Below are 11,614 nucleotides of genomic sequence, written 5' to 3'. Positions count from 1 at the left end.
CTACCCGTTGCCGTATCGGCAACGATGCGGAACACGCCCGCGCCGCCCCTGGCTGGTGGCCTTTCCGCACGGCTGCCGCGCTCGACGGGGCGGCGGGCCGGCCGCCGCCGATGCGCCTCGCACACGTACCGGCCCATGCACCAAACCGAAGCGGCATGCCCGCTATCGGGCGGCGCAGGCCACGAAGCAGTGCGTCCATCCCTTCCCCACTTCCAGGTCCTCCCCTCATGAATCACCTGCGCTTTCTCCGCTACGTCGACGAAGTCGCTCGCGTCGGCTCCATCCGCCAGGCTGCCGAGCGGCTCCACGTCGCGCCGTCGGCCGTCAACCGCCGCATCCAGGATCTGGAGGAAGAATTGGGCACGCCCATCTTCGAGCGCCTTCCCCGAGGCATGCGGCTGACCACCGCCGGCGAGCTTTTCGTGCGCTACATACGCAGCCGGAGCGCCGAACTCGACGGCGTCCGGTCACAAATCGAAGAATTGAAGGGAAAGCGCCGCGGCACCGTCCGGATCGTCGCCAGCCAGGCGCTCGCGCCGGTCTGCCTGCCCGGCGCGGTGTCCTCATTCCGCGCCGCCCATCCGCTGGTCTCGTTCGAGGTCACCTTCGGCGACCACCTGCAGGCGCTCGAGGCGCTGCGCGCTTTCGACGTTGACCTGGCCCTGGTCTTCAACCTCGCGCCGGAGGCCGACATCGAGTCCATCAGGCAGTTCGACCAGCCCCTGGTCGCGCTGATGCACCGCAGCCATCCCCTGGCCGGGCAGCCTCGCGTCTACTTGCGCGACTGTGCCGACTATCCCGTCGTACTGCCCGATCGCGACATAGGCGGCCGCCAGTTGCTGGAGCGCTTCATGACGCGCAGCTCGATCAAATTGCACCCGATGGTGGAAAGCAACTCGTTCGAATTCCTGCGCGGCTGCCTCTACTACCAGCAAGCCATTTCCTTCCAGATTGCCATCGGGGCGGTCACCGAAGGCGGGGAACTGGTCGCGCGGCAGTTGGAGGACCGGCATTTCCCCAGGGGCAAGCTGGTGCTGGCGAGTTTGCGGCACCGCCAGTTGCCGGTGATCGCGCATGCCTTCGTCGAACACATCCAGCAGACGCTGGCGGCGGCCGAAGCCTGATGCCCCGCCACCCGGCGCGGATCAGACCACGCGGAGCTGTCCCGCCACCTGCATGCCGCGCTTGAACACGGCAAGCCGGGCGGCCTGCCGCAATATCGCGTCGGACACGCAATGCGCGTCCAGCAACACCAGATCCGCATGACAGCCAGGCGCCATGCCATAGTCGCGCAATCGCAGCATGCGCGCCGCATTGCCGGTCATGGTCGTCCAGATCCGCTCCAGTCCGGCGTTGTGCAGCTGGCGCGTGATCTGCGCGAGCAGCAGCATGGCCTTGAGCGGATCGGCATCGCCATAGCGCACGAACGGATCGCGCATGTTGTCGGTGCCACAGGCCACGTTGACCCCGGCCTCCATCAGTTCGAGCACGCGCGTGAGCCGCATGCGGGTGGGCAGTACGCAAACGCTCACCTCGGCGCGCCTGACCGCATCGATCGCGTCGGCCGCCTCGGCATCGCCGACCGCGGCCAGCGAGGCAATGTGCGACACCGCCACGCGGCCTTGCCATCCCTGCGCCAGGGTCTTGTGCGCCACGTAGGGCAGGGTGAACGACTCGGGCGTATCCCAGTTGTCGAGGTGATAGTCGATGTCGCAGTCGTAGCGCGCGGCCAGCGCGAAGCTCTCGTCCACCTGGCGCTCGGGATCCGATGGCCACAACGCCCGGTTGACGTTGCCGCCGACGATGCGCACGCCGGCCTCCAGGGCCTGCTCGATGTACGGCGCCGCGCCGTCCTCGGCCGAGCCGGCGGTCTCGAACCAGCCTTCCTGGGGAAATGCGATGACCTGCACGTCCACCGCGCCCGCCAACGCCCGGGCTGCCGCACGCACGCCGGCCACGGCGCGCAAGCCGACATGGCGGTCAGCCTCGCAGTTGGTGCGTGCCACGGTCGTGCCGTGCGCCAGCCCCATACGCAGAGACGCCGCCGCCCGGGCGGCGACGTCCTCCTCGGTAAAGCCGGACTTGAGGCGGCGCACGGCCCGGATTGCCGCGTCCAGGTCGGACGCGGCCACGGCATCATCCACGCGGTCGCTGGTCAGCGCCTTGTCCACATGGACGTGAGGGTCGACGAAGGCCGTCGAGAGCAGCCGTCCGTCCGCGTCCCAGGCGTCGGCATACCGGCCGCCGTCGCCCTCGGGCGCGATCTCGGCAATGCGCCCCCCGGCCACGATCACGCGCCACCGCCCTTCGCGCCCGGGGAGAGCCGCATTGCGGATGCCCCAGGCATCCGTTGCCGCCTGCGCGGCCGTCATAGCGGCAGCCTGGCCGTGCGGTCGGCCTTGGGCGGCAGGAAACTCCGGTTGAACACCTCGCCCGGCGACGGCTTGCGCGGCAGGCCGTAACTGTCGGCGATCTGGTCGATGGCGCGCGCCATGCGCTCGTCGCGCACGTCCCCCAATCCGATCTCGGCCACCTCGGATGTCAGGATGGAATGCTTGAGGACGTACAACATGCGGCGCTTCTCGATACTCTTGTCGATCAGCGGCTCGTTGCGCGCCAGGTTGTCGATGCAGGCGTCCGCTGCGGCGATGCATTCCTTCATCGCCCGGTTGACCGCCTTCACCAGGCCGCCCACCGCGCGCGGTTGCTCGGCCAGCAGCTTGGGAGATACCAGCACGCCATTGCTGTACAGATCGAGGCCGTTGTCGTTGTAGAAAATCCAACGGATGTCCTTGTCCGGATCCACGTGCTGCGCGACCAGATTCATGTAGCTGGTGGCGGCGAATACCGCCGAGGCATCCACCTGCCCGCGCAGCAGCATCTGCTCCTGCAGGTTCGGGGCCATGTTGGTCCAGCTCACCTTCTTCTCGTCGATGCCGTTGCGCTTGGCGAGCGCGGTGAAGACCTTCAGCGCCGCCGCCCCGGCGGGCGACCCCAGCGTCTTGCCCTCGATGTCCTTGAGCGTCTTGATCGGTCCGTCGGCCTTGGTAATCAGCGCAAACGGCGCCTGGTTGTAGATCATGTAAACCATGACAGGCGCCTCGCCGGGCTTGGTCGCGGCATTCTGGATGATGGCGTTCACGTCGCCCACGCCCGCCTGGTAGCCTCCGGACATGACCCGTGTCACCGCCGCCGCCGACCCGTCGCCCTGGTCGATGGTCACGTCCAGGTTCTCATCCTTGAAATAGCCCTTGTCCTTGGCCCAATAGAACCAGGCGTGGACGCCCTGGATCTTCCAGTCCAGCATGAATCTGATCTTGGCGGGCGATTGCGCGGCGGCGGGCAAGGCGCACGCCAGGGCGGCCAGGCCGGCGGCCCGGATAATCCAGCGGAAAATAGACATGTCGGATCGTTCCTTCGATAAGGTTGCGACCCGGAAGGCAATCCGCCTCGCTGCTCCGAGCGGCGGGATGCCCACTGATGGTGCATGCGGGCGCCCCGTTCCAGGCCACGCCCGACTCATGCATACCTTGTGCCAGTTGGCGTACTCGAACCTTGCCTTTTCACGGCCTGTCCGTTGCCGTATTGGCAACGGATGGGCGGGCTGGAGCGCTCAGTGTCCGGATTTGCGCTTGCGGCCCGGTTCCAGCAGCCGCGGATCGAGCGCGTTCAGGTGTTCGTAGATGTCGAGCATGGCCGACTTCAGCCGCGCCACTTCGCTCCGGCCGAAACTGTGGATGGCCACCTCCTCGAATTCGACAGCCAGCGGAATCAGTTCTTCCGCCAGCCGTCTTCCTTCCGCGGTGAGATTGATCGCCACGGCGCGCGCATTGTCCTCCAGCCGGTTCCGGACCACCAGGCCGCGCTCCTCCATGGTGCCGATCAGCCGCGACAGCGACGACACCTCCAGCGTGGTCGCCTTGCCCAATTCGTTCAGTCTCTGGTCGCCCCTTTCCCATAGCGACACCAGCACGCGATACATCGGCAGCGTGAGGTCATAAGGCTTGAGCCGCTTGCTGAACAACTCGCCTATGCGCACGCCCACGCGGTTGAGCAAGTAGGGAAAGGAATCGGTCAATCGATACATGGTCAAGGCTGCGCTCAGGAACCGGGGCAGAGAAAACCCCTATCTGATTTGGACTTTACAATAGTTGTATTTTCAATTGTTGTATGTGAAACTGTTCAAACAGTACGAAGAACATGGAGGAAGACACATGGCCGCCACGCCTTCCGGCGACGTGCAAGTCGCGTTTCGCCAGGCCATGCGCAGCATCGCCGCCACCGTCTCCATCATCACCGCTGGCGACCGCGAGCGCGGCCACGGCATGACCGCCACCGCGGTCACCTCTGTATCGCTCGATCCCGCGGCGCTGCTGGTCTGCATCAATAACCGCACGCTGCTGCATCACATCATGTCCTCGACCGAGCGGTTCTGCGTCAACGTATTGGCGCAGGAACACCAGGACCTCTCCGCCGCCTTCAGCGGCGCGGTCGCGCCCGGCGAACGGTTTGCCCTGGGCGACTGGGCCGAAACCGAAGAAGGCATCAAGCACCTGGCCTCGGCGCAGGCCCGCATCTTCTGCGTCAAGAAGCTCGCCGTTCCGTTCGGCACGCATACCGTCTTCATCGGCGAGGTCGACGACGTACAGCTGTCAGACCGCAGTGCCCCGCTGCTTTACCAGAACGCGACCTATTGCCGCTCGATCCCCATGGCGTCGGGCTAGCGCATTTCCACTCCCTTGCACCGCGCGCCGGCAGGCCGGCCATTCATGCACATAACTCGGAGACCATCATGAGCAGTTTCGCGGAACACGCCATTCTGTCGCCGCCCGGCGGCACGGACGCGCCCTCCCCGCCCCTCGTCGCCGCATTGCGCGAGCTGGCTCCCGGCTTGCGCGCCGCTGCGCGAGAAGTGGAGGCCGCGCGCCGCATACCCGCTGCCCACATGGAACGGGTGCGCGCCACCGGCTTCTTCGACCTGGTCAAGCCGGCTGCATACGGCGGCGCGGAGCAGAGCTTCGCAGCACTGGTCGAGGCCAATCTGCTCCTTGCGCAGCACTGCGCATCGACCGCCTGGGTGTGCGGCCTGCTGGCCGCGCATCAATGGCTGCTGGCGGGTTTTCCGGCCGAAGCGCAGCACGACGTCTGGGGCGCCGACCCCGATGCGCTGCTATGCGGGTCGTATGCGCCGGCAAGCCGGGCGCAGCCGGCGCCAGGCGGCCTGCGGCTGAGCGGAAGCTGGAGTTTTGCCAGTGGCTGCGAGAACGCCCGGTGGGCGCTCTGCGCCGCCATGGTGCCGTGCGCCGACGATCCGTCTCGCCTGGAGCCCGCCTTCCTGCTGGTACCCGCGACGGACTATCGCATCGTCGACACATGGGACGTGGTCGGGCTGGCGGGCACAGGCAGCAAGACACTGGTGCTCGACGATGTGTACGTACCCGCCCATCGTCTGCTGACCTTCGCCCAGACCACGTCGGGCGACACTCCAGGGGCCGCGCATTACCGGCAAGTCCCCGGCTACCGCATTCCCATGCTGACCGTCATTCCCTCGTGCCTGGCCTCGGTCGCGGTAGGCGCCGCGCAGGGGGCACTCGACGAGTACGTAGCGGTCACCAGCGGCCGCGTCACCCGCGGCGCGGTGGCCGGCGCGCATCAGAAGATGGCCGAGTTCGCCACGGTCCAGTTGCGCGTGGCGGAAGCGGCCGCCAGCGCGGACGCGGCACGGGAGATCCTTCTGCGCGACCTGCGCTGGGTCACCGCCAGGGTCGGCGGCGGCCATGCCGTGACCGAGGAAGACCGCATCGTTTGCCGGCGCGGCCAGTCGTTCGCGGTATCGCTGGCGCTGCGGGCGGTCGAGGCCCTCAACGCGTCCACCGGCGGCGCGGGCCTGCAGATGGACAACCCGGTGCAGCGGGCCTGGCGCGACATCAACGCGGTCGGCCGCCACATCAGCATGAACTGGGATGCGGTGGGCACGATGTACGGGCAGATGGCGCTGGGGTTGGCGCCGCGCGGGCAATATTGACCCCCCCTACGCCCTTCGGGCGCCCCCCAGGGGGCGATGCGGGTGGACCGGCGGAGCCGGATCCACCGCATCCTGGGTCTAAGGCCGCTTTTTTGGGTTGGGGCACCGGTGCTTCGCTGGCTGCCAGCGGTAGCAGTGGCGTGACACCTCAAGAAGCTCGTACTAGATCCCGGGCACCGCGTGCTGCGTGAATTGGGATCTTGCATTTTCTGACTGCATGTACAGGAGAAAGAGATGAAAGGAAAAATCGCGCTGGAAGAGCATTTCGCCACGGAAGAGACCCTGATGGATTCGGCGGGCTTCGTGCCGGAGAAGGACTGGCCGGAGCTGAAGTCGCGGCTGCTCGATATCCAGGACAGGCGGCTGCGCCTGATGGACGAGCATGGCATCGAGGTCATGATCCTGTCGCTGAACGCGCCGGCGGTGCAGGCCATCGGGGACCACCGCAAGGCGCATGAGACGGCCCGCAGGGCCAACGACTTCCTGGCGGAGGAAGTGGCCAAGCGGCCGGACCGGTTCCGCGGCTTTGCCGCGCTGGCCATGCAGGAGCCGGAACTCGCGGCGGCCGAACTGGAGCGCTGCGTGAAGGACCTGGGTTTCGTCGGCGCGCTGGTCAACGGATTCTCCGAAGACGTGCGGCATTCCAAGCCGCTGTACTACGACATGCCGCAGTACCTGCCGTTCTGGGCAACCGTCCAGACGCTCGACGTCCCGTTCTACCTGCATCCGCGCAATCCGTTGCCACCCGACGCCGGCATCTACGACGGACACGGCTGGCTGCTCGGACCGACGTGGGCATTCGGGCAGGAAACGGCGGTGCATGCCCTGCGGCTGATGGGCTCGGGCCTATTCGACCAGTTTCCGGCGCTGCGCATCATCCTGGGCCACATGGGAGAAGGCCTGCCCTACAGCATGTGGCGCATCGACCACCGCAACGCCTGGCTCAAGGCCAAGCCGAAGTATCCGGCCAAGAGGAAGATCGTCGACTACTTCAACGAGAACTTCTACCTGACCACCTCGGGCAACTTCCGCACGCAGACGCTGATCGATGCCATCCTCGAGATCGGCGCCGACCGCATCCTGTTCTCCACCGACTGGCCGTTCGAGAACATCGACCATGCGGCCGAATGGTTCGACTCAACCAGCATCAGCGAAGCCGACCGGCTCAAGATAGGCAGCGCCAATGCGGCGCGGCTGTTCAAGCTGGACCGGTAATCGCCCCCCCCGGCCGGACATCGCATCCGGCCGGCGATCCCATCCCATAGATGGCCCGAGCCATCAGGAGGAAGACAATGAAGACGATCAATCGATGGTGGATCGTGGTCGGATCCGTGTTCGGCCTGTTGGTCGGCAACGGTCCTATCATGCAATTCACCTTCGGCGTGTTTCTGCTGCCGGTCACCAGCGAGTTCGGCTGGTCGCGTTCCACCACATCGCTGGCCCTGGTGATCGGGCTATGCGTGACCGCGCTATGCGTGCCACTGGCCGGAAGGCTCGCCGACCGCCACGGCGTGCGCGCCGTCACCCTGCCGGCCATCACGCTGTTCGCGCTCGCGATGGTCGCGCTGGCCTTCCTGGCCGATACGCCGGCGAAGTTCATGATCATCTATGCGCTGATGGGCATCGCCGCGGCGGGCCAGACGCCCCTGCCCTACGCCAAGGCCATTGCCGCCTGGTTCGACGACAAGCGCGGGCTGGCGCTGGGCGTGGCCATGTCCGGCGTCGGCCTGGGAGCGGCGCTGGTTCCCCAGTTCGCCCAGGCGCTGGTCGCGCACGTGGGCTGGCGCGGCGCATACGTCGGGCTGGCGGCGCTCACCTTCGTGGTCGGGTTTACCGCAGTCGGCCTGGCGGTGCGCGAACCGCCCCATCGCGCCGCGGCCGACGGCCTGCCGGCGTTGCCCGGACTGACCGGTCGACAGGCGCTGCGCAGCCCCCTGTTCTGGAAACTGGCCATCGCCTTTGCGGGCGTCGCCCTGGCCACGAACGGCGTCATCGCCCACGTGGTTCCGCTGCTGGTCGACCGCGGCATTGCCGCCACGCTCGCCACCTCGGCGCTGGGCTTCGCCGGCCTCGCGCTCATCGGAGGCAGGCTGCTGGCTGGCTTCCTGCTCGACCGCATCTTCGCGCCCTACGTGGCGGCCTTCTTCTTCCTGGTCCCGGTAGCCGGCATCGCCCTGCTGCTCGCCAACCCGTCGCCCGCCTATGCGGCCGTCGCGGTCGTGCTGATAGGGCTGGGCCTGGGCGCGGAAGTAGACCTGATCGCCTTCCTGCTGTCGCGCTACCTGGGCTTGAAGAGCTTCGGCGAGATCTATGGCTATCTGTTCGCAGCCTTTATGGCGGGGTCCGGCGGAGGCCCCTATGTCATGGGGCTCGTGTTCGACGCGACGGGAAGCTATTCGTCGGCATTGGCCGGATTGAGCCTGGTCCTGCTGGCTTCGGCGATGCTGGTGTTGCGGCTCGGCGCCTATACCTACCCTCGCCAGAATGGCGGCGGCAATCGGTCGGAGGTGTTGCAGGCGGCGCATTGACCAGCACGGCGCCACCGCAATGCATCGGGAAGCGGGGCGGATGGCCGCCCCCCCCCGCCGCTACTCGTCGCTCACCAGGAACAACCGCCGGTGCTCCTTGATCGCATACCGGTCGGTCATCCCCGCGATGTAGTCGGCAATGGCCCGCGGCTGATCCACGTTGGCCCGTGCCTGGTACTGCGGCGGCAACAGGCGCGGGTCGTCCAGGAAGGCGATGAAGAGGTCGCGCAGCACGCGCTTGGCCTTGGTGGTCATGCGCAGCACCCGATAGTGGCGATACAGGTTGTCGCGCAGGAAGATCTTGAGTTCCTCGGCCTCGGCCTTCACTTCGGGGCTGAAGCCCGCCAGCGGCGGCGCGCGGCGCACGTCGTCGATGGAGGCCGGCTGGTGCCGGGCGATGCGGGCCGCCGTGGTCTCGGTCAGGTCGATGATCAGGGTGTTGATCATGCGCCGCACCGTTTCGGTGATGGCACGCCGCTCGGGCAGGTCCGGGTAGCGCTGCACGACCTCGGCATGATGGCGGTTGAAGATGCCGACCTGCCGCATCTGCTCCAGCGAGACGAGGCCGGAGCGCAGGCCGTCGTCGATGTCGTGGTTGTTGTAGGCGATCTCGTCCGACAGGTTGGTCAGTTGCGCTTCCAGCGAAGGCTGGGTGCGGTTCAGGAAGCGCTCGCCCACGTCGCCCAGGCGCGCCGCCCGGGTCAGCGAGCAGTGCTTGAGGATGCCCTCGCGGGTCTCGAAGCACAGGTTCAGGCCATTGAAGTCGCCGTAGCGTTCCTCGAGTTCGTCCACCACGCGCAGGCTTTGCAGGTTGTGCTCGAAGCCGCCGGCCTCGGGTGCGAACTCCTGCATGCAGGCGTGCAGCACATCCTGTCCGGCATGCCCGAACGGGGTGTGGCCCAGGTCATGGGCCAGGGAAATGGCTTCGACGAGGTCTTCGTTCAGGCCCAGGTTGCGCGCGATGGACCGCGCGATCTGCGCCACTTCCAGGCTGTGCGTGAGCCGGGTGCGGAACAGGTCGCCCTCGTGGTTCACGAAGACCTGGGTCTTGTACTCCAGCCGCCGGAAGGCGTTGGAATGGATGATGCGATCGCGGTCGCGCTGGAATTCGGAACGCCCCTGGGGCGGGGCTTCGGGGTGGCGCCGGCCGCGGGTGGCGGCCGGGTCGGCGGCGTAGGGAGCGAGGACTTGGGGCATGACGTCGGGGCTCCTCCGGAGTGGGCGGGGTCAGGCGAGCGTGGCTGGCTGCTCGCCCGCTGTCTTGGCGACGGTCCGGTCCAGGACCTGCCGGACCAGTCCGGCCTCGGCCGGGGTCCGTACCGCTTCCCCCAGCCTGGGCAAGAGGATGAAGCGGATCTGGCCGCCTTCGGTTTTCTTGTCGCCCTGCATCAGGTCGAACCAGCGGTCGGGCCCCAGGTCGGGCGCGTACACCGGGCAGCCGATGGCCAGCACCAGGCCGCGGATGCGTTCGGCGTCGGCCGGCGGCAGCCCGGCGGCCAGCGCCGAGAGCTCCGCCGCCTGCACCATGCCGCAGCCGACGGCCTCGCCGTGCAGCCAGGCGCCGAAGCCCAGCCCGGCCTCGATGGCGTGGGCGAAGGTATGGCCGAAGTTCAGGATGGCGCGCAAGCCGGTTTCCCGTTCGTCCTGCGAGACGACGTAGGCCTTGAGTTCGCACGAACGGGCGATGGCCACGGCCAGCGCGCCCGGTTCGAGCGCGCGCAGGTCCCGGGCGTGGGCCTCGCACCAGGCGAAGAAGTCGGCATCCAGGATGGCACCGTACTTGATGACCTCGGCCAGCCCGGCGGAGACCTCGCGCGCGGGCAGCGTGGACAGCACGTCGGTGTCGATTTCCACGGCGATCGGCTGGTAGAACGCGCCTATCATGTTCTTGCCGATGGGGTGGTTGACGGCGGTCTTGCCGCCCACCGACGAATCGACCTGCGACAGCAGCGTGGTGGGCACCTGGATGAAGCGGATGCCGCGCATGTAGACCGCGGCGGCGAAGCCGGCGATGTCGCCGATCACGCCGCCGCCCAGCGCGACGATCACGGCCTTGCGGTCGCAGTGCCGGGCCAGCATGGCGTCGAAGATCAGGTTCAGGGTCTGCCAATCCTTGTATTGCTCGCCGTCGGGCAGCTCGATGCGCAGGATGGGCCGGCCGGTGGCCGCCAGGGCCTGCTCGGCGCGCTCGGCGTACAGCGCCGCCACGGTGGGATTGGTGACCACGACCAGGGTGGTGGCGTCGGCCGGCACGGCCTCGGCCAGGCGATCGAGGCGGCCGGGGGCGATCCGTATGGGATAGCTCCCGCCCGGGGTCTCGACACGGACTTCTTTCATAGACACTCCAGCGGGGGCAGGTCGGCGGCGGGCGGCCGGACCTGCTTGTTGCAGGTTGCGAGCATGGGCAGGATGCGGCCGACCAGCCGCGCCACCGACACCTTGCCGGTATCGACGACGAGGTCGGCGATTTCCTCGTACAGGGGTTCGCGCTGGCGCAGCAGCTCGGTGATGCGGCCCAGCGGATCGGCCGTCTGCAGCAGCGGCCGGTTGCGGTCGTAGCGGGTACGCTGGTAGAGCTCCTCGGCCTTGGCCCTGAGGTAGACGACCGTGCCGCGCTGCTGCAGCATGCGGCGGTTTTCCTCGGCCAGCACGGCGCCGCCGCCGGTGGCCAGGACTACCCCGGAAATCCGGCTGCATTCGTCCAGCGCATGGGTTTCGCGGCGCCGGAAGCCGGCCTCGCCTTCCAGTTCGAAAATGGTGGGCACCCGGACCCCGCAGCGCGCTTCCAGCACCAGGTCCACGTCCAGGAACTGGCGCGACAACGCCCGGGCCAGGCCGCGGCCGATCGTGGTTTTGCCCGCCCCCATCATGCCGACGAGAAAAACGGGCGGCACGAACACCGTGCCTGCCGGCCCCGTGGCGGCGGCCGCGCATGAATCGTAAGAGACCTGATCCACTAGCTCGTGAGGCCGAAGCCACAGAAAGATATCGATATAAGATGCATTATCCCGCAAGAGGGCCGGAAGCGGAAAATCGGCCCCCGGGACCCGGCACACCAACT

General features: G+C 67.5%; 11 protein-coding genes. 5 read left to right on the top strand and 6 right to left on the bottom strand.

What is annotated here, in order from left to right; translation table 11 throughout:
• Positions 1-227 precede the first annotated feature (227 nt).
• Positions 228-1,124: a LysR family transcriptional regulator gene (locus N5K27_RS03365; RefSeq protein WP_087841561.1), complete on the top strand. Its 897-nt coding sequence runs from the start codon at positions 228-230 to the stop codon at positions 1,122-1,124.
• Positions 1,125-1,145: 21 nt separating this feature from the next.
• On the opposite strand, the gene N5K27_RS03360 is transcribed toward N5K27_RS03365, so the two are convergent.
• The 3 genes from N5K27_RS03360 to N5K27_RS03350 form a co-directional block, all read right to left on the bottom strand.
• The gene (locus tag N5K27_RS03360; RefSeq protein ID WP_279814656.1) at positions 1,146-2,372 is read right to left on the bottom strand and encodes an amidohydrolase family protein; all 1,227 of its coding nucleotides are present in this window, start codon (positions 2,370-2,372) and stop codon (positions 1,146-1,148) included.
• Positions 2,369-3,403, bottom strand: a complete 1,035-nt coding sequence (locus N5K27_RS03355; RefSeq protein ID WP_132979116.1) for an ABC transporter substrate-binding protein — start codon at positions 3,401-3,403, stop codon at positions 2,369-2,371. Before N5K27_RS03355 ends, N5K27_RS03360 begins: the two co-directional genes overlap by 4 nt.
• A gap of 210 nt (positions 3,404-3,613) precedes the next feature.
• Positions 3,614-4,087 (bottom strand): MarR family transcriptional regulator, encoded by a 474-nt coding sequence (locus N5K27_RS03350; protein WP_087841601.1) that lies wholly within the window; start codon positions 4,085-4,087, stop codon positions 3,614-3,616.
• A 127-nt stretch (positions 4,088-4,214) separates the two neighbouring features.
• Between N5K27_RS03350 and N5K27_RS03345 the strand changes: the two genes are divergently transcribed.
• The 4 genes from N5K27_RS03345 (at position 4,215) to N5K27_RS03330 (ending at position 8,553) form a co-directional block, all read left to right on the top strand.
• Positions 4,215-4,724: a flavin reductase family protein gene (locus N5K27_RS03345; RefSeq protein ID WP_243724384.1), complete on the top strand. Its 510-nt coding sequence runs from the start codon at positions 4,215-4,217 to the stop codon at positions 4,722-4,724.
• A 68-nt stretch (positions 4,725-4,792) separates the two neighbouring features.
• Positions 4,793-6,025 (top strand): acyl-CoA dehydrogenase family protein, encoded by a 1,233-nt coding sequence (locus N5K27_RS03340; RefSeq protein ID WP_279814653.1) that lies wholly within the window; start codon positions 4,793-4,795, stop codon positions 6,023-6,025.
• Positions 6,026-6,259: 234 nt separating this feature from the next.
• A complete protein-coding gene (gene tsdA, locus N5K27_RS03335; protein ID WP_087841557.1) occupies positions 6,260-7,240 on the top strand; it encodes a gamma-resorcylate decarboxylase in 981 nt (326 codons plus the stop codon).
• Between the two features lie 77 nt (positions 7,241-7,317).
• Entirely contained in the window at positions 7,318-8,553 is a 1,236-nt protein-coding gene (locus N5K27_RS03330; protein WP_087841556.1) for an MFS transporter, read from the top strand.
• A 60-nt stretch (positions 8,554-8,613) separates the two neighbouring features.
• On the opposite strand, the gene N5K27_RS03325 is transcribed toward N5K27_RS03330, so the two are convergent.
• From N5K27_RS03325 to N5K27_RS03315, 3 genes are read right to left on the bottom strand one after another with little or no spacing between them, the layout of a single operon-like run.
• Positions 8,614-9,750, bottom strand: a complete 1,137-nt coding sequence (locus N5K27_RS03325) for a deoxyguanosinetriphosphate triphosphohydrolase (protein ID WP_087841555.1) — start codon at positions 9,748-9,750, stop codon at positions 8,614-8,616.
• A gap of 30 nt (positions 9,751-9,780) precedes the next feature.
• Positions 9,781-10,890, bottom strand: a complete 1,110-nt coding sequence (gene aroB, locus N5K27_RS03320; RefSeq protein ID WP_279814649.1) for a 3-dehydroquinate synthase — start codon at positions 10,888-10,890, stop codon at positions 9,781-9,783.
• Positions 10,887-11,423 (bottom strand): shikimate kinase, encoded by a 537-nt coding sequence (locus tag N5K27_RS03315; RefSeq protein ID WP_087841599.1) that lies wholly within the window; start codon positions 11,421-11,423, stop codon positions 10,887-10,889. Before N5K27_RS03315 ends, aroB begins: the two co-directional genes overlap by 4 nt.
• Between the last annotated feature and the right edge of the window lie 191 nt (positions 11,424-11,614).

The organism is Pigmentiphaga sp. GD03639 (assembly GCF_029845405.1).
Lineage (GTDB): Bacteria > Pseudomonadota > Gammaproteobacteria > Burkholderiales > Burkholderiaceae_B > Pigmentiphaga > Pigmentiphaga daeguensis.
The sequence above is the reverse complement of the archived record's forward strand: the minus strand, read 5'-3'. Positions and strand labels throughout refer to the sequence as shown.